The 17,126-nt window shown below is 56.4% G+C and carries 16 protein-coding genes; 2 read left to right on the forward strand and 14 right to left on the reverse strand.

Translation table 11 applies throughout. The features are described from left to right. Positions 1-49 precede the first annotated feature (49 nt). Entirely contained in the window at positions 50-2,890 is a 2,841-nt protein-coding gene (locus AAY81_RS05685; protein ID WP_066662476.1) for a clostripain-related cysteine peptidase, read from the forward strand. 525 nt (positions 2,891-3,415) lie between these two features. Here the strand turns inward: AAY81_RS05685 and AAY81_RS05690 are convergent. The 4 genes from AAY81_RS05690 to AAY81_RS05705 form a co-directional block, all read right to left on the reverse strand. Continuing rightward, positions 3,416-3,814, reverse strand: coding sequence for a MerR family transcriptional regulator (locus AAY81_RS05690; protein WP_066662477.1), 399 nt, complete (start codon positions 3,812-3,814; stop codon positions 3,416-3,418). Between the two features lie 179 nt (positions 3,815-3,993). Next, complete coding sequence (gene dut / locus AAY81_RS05695; protein ID WP_066662479.1) at positions 3,994-4,437, reverse strand: dUTP diphosphatase; 444 nt, start codon at positions 4,435-4,437, stop codon at positions 3,994-3,996. A 20-nt stretch (positions 4,438-4,457) separates the two neighbouring features. Further along, positions 4,458-4,901 carry a transcriptional regulator NrdR gene (nrdR, locus tag AAY81_RS05700; RefSeq protein ID WP_066662481.1) on the reverse strand — a complete coding sequence of 148 codons (444 nt, stop codon included), beginning with the start codon at positions 4,899-4,901 and terminating at the stop codon, positions 4,458-4,460. 160 nt (positions 4,902-5,061) lie between these two features. Further along, a complete protein-coding gene (locus tag AAY81_RS05705) occupies positions 5,062-5,409 on the reverse strand; it encodes a hypothetical protein (RefSeq protein WP_066662483.1) in 348 nt (115 codons plus the stop codon). Between the two features lie 109 nt (positions 5,410-5,518). Here AAY81_RS05705 and lexA point away from each other — a divergent pair, with 109 nt between their 5' ends. After that, positions 5,519-6,157 carry a transcriptional repressor LexA gene (gene lexA / locus AAY81_RS05710; protein ID WP_066662485.1) on the forward strand — a complete coding sequence of 213 codons (639 nt, stop codon included), beginning with the start codon at positions 5,519-5,521 and terminating at the stop codon, positions 6,155-6,157. On the opposite strand, the gene hflX is transcribed toward lexA, so the two are convergent. The 10 genes from hflX to pgsA all read right to left on the reverse strand — a co-directional run bounded on the left by hflX (position 6,141) and on the right by pgsA (position 17,126). After that, complete coding sequence (hflX, locus tag AAY81_RS05715; protein ID WP_066662487.1) at positions 6,141-7,445, reverse strand: GTPase HflX; 1,305 nt, start codon at positions 7,443-7,445, stop codon at positions 6,141-6,143. The genes lexA and hflX overlap by 17 nt on opposite strands. Positions 7,446-7,459: 14 nt before the next feature. After that, on the reverse strand, positions 7,460-8,380 hold the full coding sequence (dapF, locus tag AAY81_RS05720; protein ID WP_066662489.1) for a diaminopimelate epimerase: 921 nt from the start codon (positions 8,378-8,380) through the stop codon (positions 7,460-7,462). After that, positions 8,377-9,378 (reverse strand): tRNA (adenosine(37)-N6)-dimethylallyltransferase MiaA, encoded by a 1,002-nt coding sequence (miaA, locus tag AAY81_RS05725; RefSeq protein WP_066662491.1) that lies wholly within the window; start codon positions 9,376-9,378, stop codon positions 8,377-8,379. Before miaA ends, dapF begins: the two co-directional genes overlap by 4 nt. Further along, the gene (gene miaB / locus AAY81_RS05730) at positions 9,378-10,727 is read right to left on the reverse strand and encodes a tRNA (N6-isopentenyl adenosine(37)-C2)-methylthiotransferase MiaB (protein WP_066662493.1); all 1,350 of its coding nucleotides are present in this window, start codon (positions 10,725-10,727) and stop codon (positions 9,378-9,380) included. Before miaB ends, miaA begins: the two co-directional genes overlap by 1 nt. 23 nt (positions 10,728-10,750) lie before the next feature. After that, positions 10,751-11,071 (reverse strand): stage V sporulation protein S, encoded by a 321-nt coding sequence (locus AAY81_RS05735; protein WP_066662499.1) that lies wholly within the window; start codon positions 11,069-11,071, stop codon positions 10,751-10,753. Between the two features lie 166 nt (positions 11,072-11,237). Further along, positions 11,238-12,359, reverse strand: coding sequence for an ATP-binding protein (locus AAY81_RS05740; RefSeq protein WP_066662503.1), 1,122 nt, complete (start codon positions 12,357-12,359; stop codon positions 11,238-11,240). 1 nt (position 12,360) lies between these two features. Then, positions 12,361-13,932: a ribonuclease Y gene (gene rny, locus AAY81_RS05745; protein ID WP_066662511.1), complete on the reverse strand. Its 1,572-nt coding sequence runs from the start codon at positions 13,930-13,932 to the stop codon at positions 12,361-12,363. A 241-nt stretch (positions 13,933-14,173) separates the two neighbouring features. After that, positions 14,174-14,746 carry a regulatory protein RecX gene (locus AAY81_RS05750; RefSeq protein WP_082867885.1) on the reverse strand — a complete coding sequence of 191 codons (573 nt, stop codon included), beginning with the start codon at positions 14,744-14,746 and terminating at the stop codon, positions 14,174-14,176. Between the two features lie 6 nt (positions 14,747-14,752). Then, positions 14,753-15,817, reverse strand: a complete 1,065-nt coding sequence (recA, locus tag AAY81_RS05755) for a recombinase RecA (protein ID WP_066662516.1) — start codon at positions 15,815-15,817, stop codon at positions 14,753-14,755. 139 nt (positions 15,818-15,956) lie between these two features. Beyond that, positions 15,957-17,126, reverse strand: a complete 1,170-nt coding sequence (gene pgsA, locus AAY81_RS05760) for a CDP-diacylglycerol--glycerol-3-phosphate 3-phosphatidyltransferase (RefSeq protein ID WP_066662518.1) — start codon at positions 17,124-17,126, stop codon at positions 15,957-15,959.

Raw genomic sequence — 17,126 nt, forward strand, 5'->3', positions numbered from 1 at the left:
CCTTAAGTATTTGCTACACAACGGGGAACACGCACGAGGGGGCTTCAGCATGAATTCATTGAACGGCGCAGTCGCAAGACGTTTCTTACTTGCCCTTGGCATCATGCTTGCAATGGCTGCGGTGATGCTTGGCATCGCCATTTCACCTACCGCATTCGCCGAAGACGGCGATCCCGCTGCAACCGAAGAGCCAGCCCCCGACGACAGCGGGCTTGTTGCCACCGAAGATCCGTCTCCCGGTGATGGCAGTAAGCCTTTCCGCACCATCATGATTTACCTGGATGGCGCCAGTTCCGAGGAAAACAATCCCGTATGCTCCGCCATGCTTAAGGAATACATGGCATCGAAGTTCGATCGAAGCGACTTCCGCATCATTGTCATGACGGGCGGATCGCTCAAATGGCACCTCGATGCAAACTACCTGCGAGACAAGGATGGCAACGCGGGAACGCTCACCGAGATCAGCAGCGAATACAACCAGATCTGGGAAGTGTACGGAGCCACCGATGACGCCGAAGGCTACCTGAGGCTGCTAGACGGCGATGGCGTAAGCGGTGACGGAGCTAACGCCAAAACGTCTGCCGAGGAGCTCATGAGCGACCCCGACACGCTGCAGCAGTTCATCAACTACGCCTATAGCGTCGCCCCGGCGGGCAAATACGACCTGGTTCTAAACGACCATGGCTCGGGTCCTGGACGCGGATATGGCTACGACGATCACGATACAGAAAGCCCAGATGTAGGGTTATCCTTACTCGAACTGCGACAGGCGATATCCGGAAGCGAAGTCGTGCAGGATGTGGGCAAGTTCGACTTCATCAACTTCGACTGCTGCCTGCTGGGTAATTTTGAAACGGCGCTCGCCTTGGAGGATTACACAGATTATTTCCTCGGGTCGGCAGACGTCGACCCAATGCCTACAGTCGATTACACGGCAGTGTTCGACTTCCTCGCAACAGACCCCGATATGGATGCTTGGGTCTTGGGATGCAAGCTCGTAGACCTCTTCGTTGATTACTATGACGAGAACACCAGCGCGATTTCGATTGGCCCCTCGGAAACCTATTGCGTAGTTAACACGGACAAGCTCAAGCAGAGCGGAATCGTGGACAAACTGCTCGCAATTGCAAGGCAAATGCGAGCAGAGGCGACAGCTGGGAGCTTCTACGACGAGATTTGCGTTCCAAAAGACTCCTACCGTTTCGGCTACACCAACCTACAAGATTTCGCAACCGTGATGGAGCAACTTGGGATTGGACTATACGAATCCGATTGGGAAGAGCCGGGGTTCTTGAACGCCTATACGCAATCGGCACTCGAGATTCAAAACATCCTGCATGACGAAGACGTCGTCTATTCAAGGCACACTCAGAGGTCGAATAAAACGCATGCATTCTTCGGCAGAGACGACGATGGAAGCATAACGGCACGGGCTACGAAATCCCCGACAAGCGGGTTGAGCATCTTCTCCTTCGCCAACCCATCCAACGGCGACGTTTCCTACGAGGTAGCCTTCTACGCAGAGGCCATGGAGGAGCTGTCTGGCGCATACGGAGAGGGCTCAACCGAAAAAGAGCTATTCGAAACGTACATGCAGGCGATTCTCGATTACGAGCTGATCTGCAACACCGGCGTTGCCGTATCTAATCTCGTTGAGGACGGATGCGATCCCAACGAGATCGACTACGACAAGGTCCATGCCTATCTCCAGTCCCAAAAATCCGGGGAATCCAAGCGGGGATGGGAATACATATCGAAGGCATTTGATGCCAGCGACCGAGATGTCGAAGCATGGCTGGGCGGGATCATAGAAATCCAGCGCGAGGAGGTTTTGAATCACGACAAAGTCTCTCTCAAGACGGAATCCCATGATGGGACGGATTACTATCGCCTCGATGTAGCGGACACTCCCAAGCGAGTCATTGACGTTCCCGTACTTACAGTGACCGCAAACAGGGAAGATGAGGTTTTCAACAAGCCAACCAGGACGTTCTACGGCACGCGGATGGCCAGCGATGGGGAAGAGTCTGCAGGCGATTACATGAGCGCTACCGACTCTTCCTATCAAATTCCGAAATTCGACGGGCAGTGGTATGCCGTCCAGGATGCGGATGGCGGCGTTTATTTGGCATCCGATGCGTCAGACCATTCTGTATACGCCAATTTCTATTCGATGGATGGCAAGTCGATGGGTGCAGGGGAGCTGCTCTTCGATGCGGACGGGAACGCGGATAGCATTTATCTTTACGGCAACACGATACCGATTTCCCTCGACACGTTCGAGGAAATGGTGACGGTGGCCCTTTGCAATGACCCGAGCTACGGAGGCGAAACGGTCTTGGGCTCGTTCGTGCTAGAAGGGAAGAATGCCAAGCTCGTAAAGGATAGTTGCTCGAATCTGGGCATAGACGACGTTGAATTAACGCTCGCCATCTCGGATATGTACGATGCCCGGCATGAGGTGAAGCCAGAGCTTACATTCGATCCTGCCGGAGGGCAGTGGGAAGACGGCACGAATGCAATCAAAAAATATGAGACTACCCTCGAGTCCTCCTTCGACATCATCGATGCTCCTACGCGCGAAGGTTACACCTTCGTGTGCTGGCAAGGATCTGAATATCAGCCGGGGGAGAACTACCTCGCAGACAGCGACCATACATTCACAGCCCTGTGGGAAAAGAACCCTGAGAACGACCCCGGCACTACGGACCCAGAACATAGCGACGACGCGGACAATCAGGATTCAGATAACCAAGGGGAAACCGACAGGGGCAAATCGAGCATCATCCCAAGCCTGGGAGACCTCCTGAACCTGATGTATCTACTACTGGTTTCAGCGGCATTAGGCGGGGCGATCGCAGTGGCCGCAAAAAATCGAAAGCGCAACTAGGAGCCAGTGAATGAATCACCCTGGACTAGAATGTTAATTTCTATCTACTTTACATAATATATATTATCGATAATCTATGTACGAATACGCGAGAGGACAGGCAATTCAGATTATGCGGGCGTCCGTCTAGCCAAAAGCTCACTGCTTTATGCGTACCGCATGCGCGTGCGAGCTTCCGTTGTTCCAACCCATGCTACGCCCTTACGTAACCGCGCTTTAAAACTACCACTGGCAGCTTTCGCACACCATTCGATTTGCCGGTCGATGCATGCGTTCGCATCTCTAAACCCTACGCATGGCTACCGCCTGAAACGCTTTCCCAGAGAATCGTTCTAGATGCTTTTCTGAGCCACAACCCGAGTCATCCATCAACCTGAAGCAAATAAAAAGATTCTCCAGACCGCCAAAATAGGCCTCTTTTGGCGCATTTTCGATAAGTAAGACAAAACAAGCCTGTGACCTGGGGTTTCACAAACGAGGCTCTGAGAGCCGTTCTAAGACCCCATTTTGACTTTAGATGAGTATTTATACCTGGGAAATTTCTGCCTTTTGGGCAATTTCGGACGCATAGGCCTCTAGAGCGCCTTGGCACTCCTCGATTTCGCGCATTTTCAAATCGAGCGAGAGCTTCTGCTCAGACAGCACGCGCATCAACTGCTTGACGCCATCACGTCCGCGCAGTTGCATGCGAACGAAATAGCCAATGCCCTCAATAGACAGACCGCTATACCGGAGAGCCTCGATAAGCGTGAGCTGTTGCAAATCGGAATCGGTGAAAAAGCGGCGTCCGCGCGAATCGCGCCCAAGATTCGGAAAGAAGCCGCACTTGTCGTAATAGCGAATAGTATGAGCGGTAATGCCCGTCATATCCTCAACTTCGGTAATGGAATAGCCCGGGCGATCTTCCTTGCTTTTCGCAGCCATGGCAGCCTCTATTTCTACTTAGAGTAACTCTAACCGAAACTATACCATACTTAGAGTAACTCTAAGTAGAAGAATCGCCAGAAGAGCCGAGGATCGAAAACAAATTGAAGCATAAAAGAGAACGACCCACGCTTCGCAGTTGGAAGCGTGGGTCGAAAAGCTTTAGGCGATAGGCAGCGCTACTTTACGCCACTGCTACCGAAGCCGCCCTCCCCTCGCTGGGTTTCGGACAGCTCGTCCTGCACGAGGAGCGAGACATTTTCGACGCCCATGATAACCAGCTGCGCGATACGATCCCCCACCTTCACGTGAATGGGCTCGTTCGCATCGAGGTTGATGGCAATGCACATAAGCTCGCCGCGGTAACCGCTGTCGATAAGGCCCGGAGCGTTCACCAAGGACAGGCCCTGCTTGATGGCGGAGCCTGAACGCGGAAGCACGAAGCCAGCGTAGCCTTCAGGGATGGCTACGCAAATGCCCGTATGGATGAGCGCGCGCTCGAACGGCTGGAGCGTGATATCCTCCACGGAGCGCAAATCGATGCCAGCATCGCCTTCGTAAGCGGTTTCAGGCAAAACGGCATTGTCGTTTACCACCTTTACGGGCAACGTAAGAGAAGACATATGAAACCTTTCGAAATAGCCTAGAGACCCTTGATGGCCTGATTGAATTCGTCGACGTTCTTGAAGTCTTTGTACACGCTGGCAAAGCGAATGTAAGCGACTTCGTCGAGGTTCCTCAAACGCTGAAGAACCATGTCGCCCAGAGCCTTGGATTGAATCTCGGTATAGTTCTTGTTCCTGAGCTCGGTTTCCAGATCGTCGACGACGGAATTGATCTGGTCGGGCGTGATATGGCGCTTTGCGCAGGCGATATACAGACCGCGAAGGATCTTATCGCGACGGTACACTTCCGACGTACCATCGGACTTACGCACAACAAGAGGATTTTCGCCGAGACGTTCGTACGTAGTGAAGCGACGATTGCATTTCAAGCACTCACGACGGCGACGAATGCTCGTGCCATCTTCGGAAGGACGGGAATCAACAACTTTGGAATCGGTATGCCCGCAGGATGGACAGCGCATGTGAATTCCTCTCTTTCGGCCTGGTGTCAGATTACCATACCAACTGGGATAATATTAGGCCGATTCGAGAGAATCAAGGTATTTTATTCGCCCGAGTCCGCCGGAAAGAGCAGGCTCGGACATTTACGCAGCTACCACAGAACGCAGCATCTGGGGTGCCCTAGAGGGTAAGGCAGATAGCGCCAATGGCCACGGCAGCATAGACAGATGCCGCAGCGATAACACGGCCCATGCAAGGCTCGGTAACCTGCATACCACGAACGTTTCCGTAACGGAAATCGGTGAGGATCTGGCTTTCCGATGCAAGACGAGCACAACGAGCATGCACGCGTTCGCGCATGCGGGCACGGTACGCATCTTCAATGGGATTGACCGCATACTTCTTTTCGTATGCCGCAACAGCGCGCGTGAAGTCGATGATGTGCTCGTTTTCATTGCTGTACCGAGAACAATCAGGCTTACGTGCGGCCGTTCCGTCGATGGGATACATGACGTTCAGGTCCTTCATTTCTGCCTCCTTGCTCTTGCATAGAACCTTTGTTCGTGTATACTCTAAATCGAACATAAGTTCTTGTCAACAAATTTATCAAACATTTGTTCGTGTGAAAGGGTGCAGCATGTCAAAGGACATTACGAAACGCCAGCAAGCAGTCCTCGATTGCATTACCGCCTGCATCGAAGAAAACGGATACGGCCCCACCGTACGCGAGCTGTGCGAACGCATGCAGCTCTCCTCCCCTTCCACCGTTCACGTGCATCTGAAGGCCCTGGAAGACAAGGGCTACATCCACCGCGATCCGCTGAAGTCCCGCTCCATCACGCTTGCGGGCGAAGCGGCTAGCCCGGTTAGCGAACCCGCAGCCATCGCCTCGTACGGCAACGTAGTGCAGCTTCCCCTCGTGGGGAACGTCGCCGCGGGCGTACCTCTTCTGGCCGACGAAAACATCACCGAAACCATCACGCTGCCTACGGAAATCGTGGGCGATTCGGCATCGTTCCTGCTTTCGGTGCATGGCGAATCCATGATCGAAGCCGGCATCAACGACGGCGATTACATCGTGGTAAAGGAACAGAACACGGCGAACAACGGCGAAATCGTCGTTGCACTCGTGGAAGACGGCGCCACGGTAAAGCGCTTCTATCGCGAGAAAGACCACATTCGTCTGCAGCCGGAAAACTCCAGCATGGAACCCATTATCGTGCGCGATTGCGCAATCGTGGGCAAGGTCGTGGCGCTCTTTAGGCGCGTACGCTAAACGGCTCGAACCTACTCGCCAGCGACGGGCTCACGCGAATTGTCATCCACGTTCCCTGCTCGTCGTAGTGTTCTTCCACAATGTAGCAACGCTCATGCGCTAGCGCCACAATATCGCCGCGCGTATACGGCACCAATACGTGCAGAATCTCATCCTGGGCAGCAGCAAGCTTCACAATACGCGCAATCAGCGCATCCAGGCCCTCGCGCGTAACAGAAGAGATTTGCATGGCATTCGGGAAATGATAGGCCAAGGCTTCACGACCCTCGTCGTCAAGCAGATCTATCTTGTTGAGCACCAGAATCGAAGGGATATCCTGCGCGCCAATCTGATTCAGTACGTCATCTACCGCACGCATCTGCCCTTCGAAATAATCCGAAGAGGCATCCACCACATGCAAGATGATATTCGCTTCGCGCACCTCATCGAGGGTGCTCTTGAACGACTCAACAAGCGTGGTAGGCAGCTTCTGAATGAAGCCGACCGTATCGGTAAGGGTGATCTCGCGTCCCTCGGGCAGCGTGTATTTACGCGTGGTGGAATCGAGCGTGGCAAACAGCTTGTCGTAGCTAAGCACCGACGCATTCGTAAGCGCATTGAGCAGACTCGACTTACCCGCATTCGTATAGCCTGCTAGGGCCACACGCAGCATACCGCTTTCCTGACGCCCCTGACGCTGCACGGAGCGGTTCTTATCGAGCTCGGCAAGCTCGCGGCGAATAGACGTAATGCGATTGCGCACAATGCGGCGGTCGACCTCGAGCTGGCTTTCGCCTTCACCGAAGCGACTACCAACGCCACCGCCCATGCGGTTACTGGCAAGATGAGCCCACATGCCACGCAGGCGCGGATAGAGGTACTGATTCTGGGCAAGCTTCACCTGCAGACGACCCTCACGCGTGGTCGCGTGGAGCGCGAAGATATCGAGAATAAGGGCCGTGCGGTCGATGACCTTCACGTCACGACCCATGATCTTCTCCAAATTGCCCTGCTGAGAAGGCGTAAGCTCATCGTCGAAGATAACGATATCAGCGCTATACGCCGTGCAGAGCTCGGCAATTTCAACCGCCTTGCCACTACCCACAAACGTACGGGGGTTGGGTGCATCCAAACGCTGAGTGGTCTGCGCAACCACTTCGGCACCTGCCGTGGCGGTAAGGCGCTCTAGCTCCGCCATGGTCTCCGAAAGGGGCCATGCAGCGCCAGGCCTATCGATGCCCACGAGGATTGCTCGTTCGGCAACTTCGGCGGTTTCGCGAAGCGGAAAGCGGTTTTTGTTGACCGACATGCCCAGCGCCTACGCTAGTCGATTTCGATTTCGCCCGTGAAGGAAGCGGCAGCGGGACCCGTCATGAACACGTGCCCATTGCTGGACCAATCGATGTGAAGCACGCCGCCGCGCAGGTGAACGTCATTCACGCGGCCTGCACGCCCCGTAAGAGCTGCCGCCACGTTGCTCGCGCACGCACCAGTGCCACAGGCAAGCGTCTCGCCATCACCGCGTTCGTATACGCGCATATGCAGGCCGTCTTCGCAAACCTGGATAAACTCAATATTGGCCTTTTCGGGGAAGGCGGGGTTGCTCTCGTAGAAGCGACCCACGGTGTTCAAGTTGAGCGTTTCGAGCGACTTATTGCTAGGATCATCGAAAATGGCATCCGGCAACGCCTGGAAATCCTCGATAAACGTAATGGCATGGGGGTTACCCATGGAAACGCACGTGAACTCGAAAGCGCCCCAAGGGCTCTCGATGGCTGTCTCGCGCACGTAGCCAGCCTCTTCATACTGAGCGTTCTCGGGAAGCGCCACGGGCACTTCCGCAGCCGCCAGGATGGGCTGACCCATATCGACAGTGGCAACGGTCATCTTACCCGCTTCGTCAACCTGGAACGAAATGGGCCTACGACCGGCAAGCGTGTCGGCCACGAAGGAACCCGCAGACGCATCGACATAGCCATGGTCGATGAGGAACTTCGAGAAGCAGCGCACGCCATTGCCGCACATTTGGGCAAGGCTGCCGTCTGCGTTGTAGTAATGCATGTAACCAGCGCAATCGTCCTTTTCGCTCGGACGAACCAGAATAACGCCATCGCCACCGATGCCAAAATGACGATCGCACAGATAGGCGACCTGACGGGGTTCGAGTTCGATGGCGCCTTCCATGTCGTCAATCATGACGAAGTCGTTGCCCAGGCCATCCATCTTGGTGAATGAGAGTTTCATGCGCAGCCCTTTCCGTAGCGTTTTTCATCAGTATCCACGATTTCAAGAGCGCGACAAAGCAGCTCTTCCCCATTATCACGGTCTGCGCATATCCAGGTGATGCGCTTGTCCTTGCGAAACCACGTGCGCTGGCGCTTGGCATAGCGATGCGTGGCAAACTTGATTTGCGAAATGGCCTCGTCAAGCGAAATGACACCGTCGAGCGCCTGGACGATTTCCTTGTAGCCAATCGCCTGATTAGCGGTAAGCGCATCGCGCAGACCCTCGGAAAGCAACGAACGCACCTCATCTACCAGGCCATTTTCGACCATCTGGTCCACGCGAGCGTCAATGCGATGCCGCAGGATTTCGGGGTCAACCTGCAGGCCAATCATGGTAACCGGGAAATGCACGCCGATGGCATGCAGCTTGGCATGCTGTTCCGCATACGACGTACCCTCGCTGAGCAGCTCGAACGCGCGAACGACGCGTTTGGCGTCATGTGCATTGATAAGCGCCGCGGAAGCAGGGTCGCGTTGGTTAAGCTCGGCCCAAACGGCATCGCAGCCACATTCCGCGATGCGCGCATTGTAGGCATCGCGCACCGGATTTCCCACCTGCTCGCCTGCGGGAAAGTCGTACGAATCAACGAGGGCGCGCACGTAGAAACCCGTTCCACCGCACACGATAGGGCGACAGCCCTGCTCGTACGCACGAAGCACCACTCCCCTGCCATACTCCTGGAACAAGGAAGCGGAATAGGCGCTGCCCGGAGCAGCCACATCGAGGCCATAATACGGCACCGTTCGGTCGGCGGGTGCAATCTTGCCCGTGCCGATATCCATGCCGCGGTAAATCTGCATGCTATCGGCGGAAAGGACGCAACCACCCAGGCGTTCCGCCATACGCTGCGCCAACGCCGTCTTGCCCGAAGCCGTGGGACCCACCACGCAAACTAGGGGCGCATCAAGCGGGCATACTACCTGGCTTTTCTCACCCGAGGCAGCAGGCCACTGCATTAGAGCATCGTCCCCCACAGGTACCAGGTATGGGCTTCGTCGATGCGAATGTCCACGATGGAACCAGCGAAATCGCTCGCACTCATGCCCTGAGGTACGCGCGCATGAACCGTCTGGTTGCGAGGACTCTTGCCCGCAAGGATGGAAGGATCGTTCTTGCTGGCGCCCGTAACGAGCACGGGAAGCACCACGCCCGCCTGGTTCTGTTCCAGGTTCAAGCGCTCAGCGTTGCGCTGTACCAGGTCGACCAGACGATCGAAGCGTTCCTGAATGACCTCACGCGGAGTATCGTCCTGCATTTCGGCAGCGGGGGTTCCCTCGCGCTTGCTGTAGATGAACGTAAACACCTGGTTGTAGCCAACCTCGTTCACCAGGTCGTACGTAGCCTGGAAGTCTTCTTCAGTCTCACCCGGGAAACCGACGATGATGTCGGTGGAAAGCGCGATATCGGGGCAAACCTTGCGGAGCTTCTCGATAAGCTCACGATAATGCTCGACGGTATAGCGCCTGTTCATGGCTTTCAGAATGCGATTCGACCCACTCTGCGCGGGCAGATGCAATGCCGGCATGAGGTTGGGTAGCGTGGCGAAGCGCTCGATAACCTCATCAGTAAGGTCCTTAGGATGACTGGTAGCGAAGCGGATACGCTCGACGCCCGTTTTCGAAACCACGTCGAGGACCTGGGCGAAGCGCGGTTCGCCATACAAATCGCGACCATAGGAGTTCACGTTCTGGCCCAGAAGGGTGATCTCCTTCACGCCGGCATCGACGTAGGCCTGCGCTTGCTGGGCAATCTCCTCGATGGGGCGACTCAGCTCGCGACCACGCACGTACGGCACAATGCAGTACGTGCAGAAATTGTTGCAACCCACCGTAATGGGCAGCCAAGCAGCCCAGGGATGCTCGCGATCCTCGGGAAGGTCGTCGTGGAACTCGGCGCGGCCATCCACGAGCTCGGCACGGCGCATACCGCCCTCGATGGCCTCCTGCAGCAGATGCGGCAGGGCCTCCATGTTATGCGTGCCAAATACGACATCGGCGTTTTCCAGCTGATCAAGCAGCTTCTGGCCGTCGCGCTGGCCAATGCAGCCGCCAATGGCCACGAATCGCTTGCCGAAGGGGCTACCTGGACGCACCGGGTCGTTCTTCATGGTGGCCACGGTGCCCATAAGGCGCTCGTCGGCCTTTTCGCGCACGCAGCACGTGACGAAAATAGAGAAGTCGGCTTCAGCATTCGTCTGAACGGGCACGGAACCCAACGACGACATAAGGCCCGACAGCCTTTCGGCGTCGTGCTTGTTCATCTGGCATCCGAAAGTCGTGATGCAGAAGGTAGTATTTTCGAACATGAAGTGGAACCTTTGGGTTTGAATTACACGTTTTCGCCGATGGTGGCACCGTTCTTCAGGTAATGGAGAATAACCTTGAAGCGAATGGCAGTGCGATATTCACCATCGATAACAATATCGGCGAAATACGGAATGCAAGCAACTTCAATACCGATAGGAGAAAGAAAACCACGCGAAATAGCTATAGCTTTTACCGCCTGATTGACCGCACCGGCGCCCACTGCCTGAATTTCGACATCGACGCCATCTTTAACCATGCCGGCGATAGCACCGGCTACGGAAGCCGGCGAAGACTTGGAAGAGACTTTCAAGAAGCCAATTTGTTGCTGCGAATCGTTCGGCACGTTGTATTTCCTATCGTAGTGCGACTTTGCTGCGATATTGCATCTTATCGAGTCATTTTATCCGTATTTTGCGAACAGGGCAATTGCGTGAGCCCCCTATTCGTGGTGAAACCATGCTGATTCTGCGCAGCAAAACGCGACGGCAGCATCTGCGAGGAAGGCGGAGCTACCGCTCCATGACGACGGGGATGGTAATGCGAATGCCATTCTTCTGCACGGAGACCGACGGCACCACGTTTTCATCGAGGTAATACGCTTCGGCAAGATCGGCATAGGCCCGAGCAACGCCTGCGCGAAACGCAGCAAGGTCCTCGGGGGCAATCTTCAGCGAACGCGGGTCGACATGAAGGAGCCCATCATCCGGCTGGTCGGTGGCATGAGCGGTCGCAGCATTCTTCTTGGCACGCAGGGGCTTGGCGTTTTCGTCGCGAATGACTACTTGAGAGGCAAGATCCTGAAGCGGCTGGATTTGGCCATCCATAATGCGGCGAGCACTGCGCGCAGAAAGCTGCAAGCCAAGCGAAGCGGCAATGTCGGCAAACTCCTCGGGCGTACCTGCAATTGAGATGCGCTTCAAAATGGGCAGCTGCGCGGGGTCGTTACAAAACGCAAGCGTCGACTTGCTGAGCACCGAGCGGCCGAAGGCCCACAGCGTTGCGGCGATTTCAATAGCAGAGCCCATGTACACCTGCACGGACGTACGATCGATATAGGCGAACTCGGTTGCCGTACGTACGATATTGCGAGGGCCGCGCACGGTAACGGTTCCAGCAGCAGTTCGAATGAACGCAGGATGCGTACTCTGGTCGGTTTTCTCGGGCAACTTGGTGGCGTCGGTTTCCACCAGGAACGAAGAGCCGCCCGCAGGCATGGTTTCCTGAATACGCGCAAGCTTGGCGTTCTCGCGAATGGCATACAGGGCCATACCGCGGCCATGAATGCCCCACGTATCCATGTGCACCGTATCGAGCTTACTGGTAACGCGGGCTTCGAAGATGCGCTCGCGCATGTGATCGGGTACGCCATCGCCATCGTCGAGCATAACCAGGCGACGCGTATTACCCTCGCGCCCCGTAGCCAGATAGATGCTATGCGCATGGGCGTCGCGCGCATTGCGCAGCATCTCGATGACAATGTCCTCCACGCTGCGAACGTCGTGCTTTGCCTGACGGCGTTCGGCTTCCGCGCTACGTAAACGGACGAAGCCATCCCCGAAGTCGTCTTCGACTCGGAGATGGCTTTCGCCCGTTACTGATTCAACGAATTGAGCGAGGTCTTCAGAAGACATGCTACTTGGCGATGCCGATTGCACGGCTTTCGCGGATAACGACTACCTTGACCTGGCCGGGATACTGCATCTCGTTTTCGATCTGCTGCGCGATGTCGTGCGCGAGGACCGTGGTGGTTGCCTCGTCGACGACCTCGGGCTCAACCATGACGCGAAGCTCGCGGCCAGCCTGGATGGCGTAGGTACGCTCGACGCCCTTGTGGGCATTGGCGATTTCCTCGAGCTTTTCCAGGCGCTTGACGTAGGCGTCGAGGGTTTCCTTGCGAGCGCCGGGGCGTGCAGCGGAAACGGCATCGGCAGCCTGGACGAGCACGTCGAGAACGCTATTGGGCTCGACGTCATTGTGATGAGCCTCGATGGCATGCACGATTTCGGGCTTTTCGCCGAAACGACGGGCAAGATCGGCACCGATGACGGCGTGGCTACCGTCGACTTCGCGGTCGATGGCCTTGCCGATGTCGTGCAGCAGGCCGGCGCGCTTGGCAACGATGGGATCCAAGCCCAGCTCGGAAGCCATGACGCCGGAAAGATAGGCAACTTCCAGACTGTGGTCGAGCACATTTTGGCCATAGCTCGTGCGGTACAGCAGACGACCAAGCGTATGAACCAGCTCGGGATGCAGGTCGTGCATGCCCGTATCGAAGGCAGCTTGTTCGCCCGCTTCGTCGATCTTCTGGTTTACGAGCTTTTCGGCCTTCTTGTACATTTCCTCGATGCGCGCGGGATGAATGCGACCGTCGGCGATGAGGTTTTCCATGGTCACGCGACCGATTTCGCGGCGTACCGGGTCGAAGCAGCTGATCGTAACGCACTCGGGAGTGTCGTCGATGATGAGGTTGGTACCCGTGAGCTGCTCGAACGAACGGATGTTGCGACCCTCGCGGCCGATGATGCGGCCCTTCATGTCGTCGCTGGGAATGTGAATAGCCGAAACGGTGATTTCGGACGTATGGTCGGCGGCAACGCGCTGAATGGCGATGCTCAGGATCTCGCGCGACTTCTTGTCGGACTCCGCCTTGGCGCGGGTTTCGGCCTCGCGGATGATAGCGGCAGATTCGTGCGCCACTTCGTCCTTCAGGTTGTCGAGCAGTTCCGTCTTCGCCTCGTCGGACGTCATGCCGGCAACCTTTTCGAGCTGACGGTTGATTTCCAGATGCTCTTCTTCCACCTCGGCACGACGACGCTCGAGCTGCTTCTCGCTTTCGCGAAGATCGCGGGAACGCTTGTCGACCTGACCCTGCATGCTGGAAATCTGATGCTCGCGCGCATCGAGCGAATCGCTGCGATGGTCGAGCGACTTCTCGCGCTGGTTCAGGCGGTCTTCCTGAGAGCGCACGTCCTTCAGACGCTCGGAGCGTTCGGCTTCGATGGACTGACGCATTTCGAGCGCCTTGTCCTTAGCCTCAACTTCGGCTTCACGACGAAGCGTATCGGCTTGCTTGCGAGCGCTTTCGATGAGCGACTGAGCTTCCTGGGCCGTCTGCTTCTGCTTCGAGGAATTCAATGCGCTAACGGCGACGAAGGCGATAACAGCGCCAACAGCAACGCCGACAACGGCAAAGATTATTTCCATCGGACTCCCCTTCCTGGTAATCCTGTTTAGTGTTTCAAGTGCATAAAAAAGCCAGTGATTACACTGGCATGAGATTGCACGGGTGTAAGGCACCCGACTCTATATATTGAATTGTATATATAAAACACCTTTTCAGGTATGCTTTCTCATGCTCTTCTACTATAGGCGTTGCAGCGAAGATAACACGCGGGAATTGCGAAAATAATGGCAAAAGCCACGAAAGTTTCCGCGGGTGTGCCATTTAGTCACGCGATTCGAACCATTCCCTTGTGGCGCGTGAGGCAACGGAAGGCGCGTATCCCTTTGCGATAAGCTTACGGTACGCACCGCCCCAGACATCCTTACAGCGCGGTTCGTGCTTAAGCAGGAAAGCCACCGCCCGCTGGGTTTGCTCGTCTTCGGAAAGCCCGTAGGAGGCACCTTCGTCTTCGAAAAACGGCGCAGGATCAATGCCGAATTTACGCTGCAATTCACGCTCGATGGCAACGCGACCTTTGCCCATGGAAACGCGTGAGCGAATGTACGCCTCGGCGAAACGCGAATCACTAACCAACCCGCAGGCTGCGGCACGATCGACAGCTGATTGAGACTCCTCTTGCGTATACCCAGCACGCACAAGACGTTCGAGCAATTCATGCTGCGACCTGTCGCGCTGGGCACAGAGGCGAATAATGCGATCGAAGGGTGGCGTGGAGGGGCGTTCCACGCCCGATGCGTGCGCTTCCGAGTTTGAGCGACGCGAACGACGCCGCTTAGGCACGCTTGGCTCGGGATCGAAAGAGGATACGGCCCTACCCCGCCCTTCGGAGTTCATGAGATGCTACTTACGCTTTGCCGGTTTCGGATCGGGCGTGACTTCGGTGGCCTTTGCCTCTTCGGCAGAGGGAAGCACCATGTCGTATTCCTCACGCACCTTCACTTCCAGCTCGTCGCGCAGATCGGGGTTTTCCTCGAGCGTGCGCTTAGCCGCTTCACGACCCTGGCCAAGGCGCTCTTCGCCGTAGGTATACCAGGCGCCACTCTTCTTCACCAGGCCACACTCGACAGCCATGTCGAGGATGCAGCCCGTCTTGGAAACGCCCAAGCCATAGATGAGGTCGAATTCAGCCTGGCGGAACGGAGGGGCCACCTTGTTCTTTACAACCTTGGCACGCACGCGGTTACCCACCGTTTCGCCATTGATCTTCACGTAGTCGCAGCGGCGAACTTCGATGCGCACGCTGCTGAAGAACTTCAGCGCGCGGCCACCCGTGGTGGTTTCGGGGTTGCCGAACATAACGCCGATCTTTTCGCGCAGCTGATTGATGAAGATGCAGGTGGTATTCGAACGAGACAGCGAACCGGCAAGCTTGCGCAGGGCCTGACTCATAAGGCGAGCCTGCAGGCCAACCGTAGTATCGCCGATTTCGCCTTCGATTTCGGCGCGGGGAACCAGGGCGGCAACGGAGTCGACGACCACGGCATCGATAGCGCCACTGCGTACGAGCATGTCGCAGATTTCAAGAGCCTGTTCGCCCGTGTCGGGCTGGCTGATGAGAACGTCGTCGATATCGACGCCCAGGCGGGCCGCATATACGGGATCGAGCGCATGTTCGGCGTCGATAAAGGCAACAACGCCGCCCTGCGCCTGCGCTTCCGCCAAGATGTGCAGCGCAAGCGTAGTTTTACCGCCCGATTCGGGGCCGTAGATCTCGACGATACGGCCACGCGGCACGCCGCCAATGCCCAAGGCGGCGTCGAGCGGAAGGGCGCCCGTGGGAATGACGCCAATATCGAGGTTGTGACCGCCCTCGCCCAGCTTCATGATGGAACCGCGACCAAACTTCTGCTCTATCTGGTCGGTTGTGAGTTTAAGGATTTGTTCTTTGCTCTGACTCTGGGCCATGTTCTCCTCGATTCTGTACGGATTAGCCTAATTATACGAACATTTGTTTGCTCGTCAAGAACGTACCTTAAGAATCGAGGAGCGCAGTGACGGCGCGACACAAGAAAGGTCGCAAAATGATTGCGAAAAGCTAGCGCGATTATTCCGAATACGTGGCAAGCGATGCGCGAACGAGGCGAAGCGCTTCGTGAACCGTTTGGGCGCGCACGCGTTCGCGGTCGCCCTCGAAGTGATAAAGCTTCGCAAACGTCATATTCGCATCGGACAAGCCAATCCACACAGTGCCCACCGGCTTACCGGGAACTGCGCCGCCAGGGCCCGCGATGCCCGTAACGGCCACGGCGGTATCGACGCCCAACGCCTCGCGCGCGCCCTTCGCCATCTGGCAGGCAACTTCCTCGCTCACGGCGCCATGCTCGGCAAGCGTAGACTCCAAAACGCCCAGATGGGACTTCTTCACGTCGTTGGAATAGCTCACGATGCCACCGGCAACCACGGCCGAAGAGCCCGGAATATGCGTGAGCGTGCCGCTGATGAGACCACCCGTGCAGCTCTCGGCGGTGCCAATAACCGCATGGCACTCATTGGCCATGCGAACCACCTCGGCAGCAAGCTCCTCGTTGGTCTGGCGCGGCTCGGCCAGCTTCGTCTTCACCTGCACGCCCGGACCGGCGTCGGCACGCACGAACCCAAGGATCTCGCGCGCCTTCACGAAGTAGTCGAGCATGGAGACGATGGTGAGTACCACGGCCACGAGCATGACGAACCAGCTAAACAGGTACAGGCCATTGCTCAGCACGGAGCCAAGATCGGTGACGGGATGGCTGTCCTTGATGATGAACAACACGATGGCGATGATCTGCGTAACCGTCTTCGCCTTGCCATACCAGCTCGCCGCAATAACAACGTTCTGGCTCGCAGCAAGCATACGAATACCAGACACAATGAATTCCCTGGCCAAGATAATAAGCGCAACCCAAGAGGGCAAAACACCTAGTTCGATAAGAGCCAAAAGCGCCGAAGCGACTAGGATTTTGTCGGCAAGAGGATCCATGAACTTGCCAAGCGTGGTTACTTCGTTGCGACTACGCGCCAGATGGCCATCGATGGAATCGGTTGCGGCAATGGCAATGAACACGCCAGCGGCCACCCAGGGCTTCCACACGGCGGCATCGGCCCATTGCGGGAACCATTCGGGCCACGGGCTGATAATGGCGATGACGAAGAAGGGGATGAGGAGAATGCGAGCCAGCGTTACCTTGTTGGCTGGAGTCCAGAGCTTTTCGCGCTGCGAAGCTGTCTGAGACAT

It is taken from the genome of Denitrobacterium detoxificans, assembly GCF_001643775.1.
Taxonomy (GTDB): Bacteria; Actinomycetota; Coriobacteriia; order Coriobacteriales; family Eggerthellaceae; genus Denitrobacterium; species Denitrobacterium detoxificans.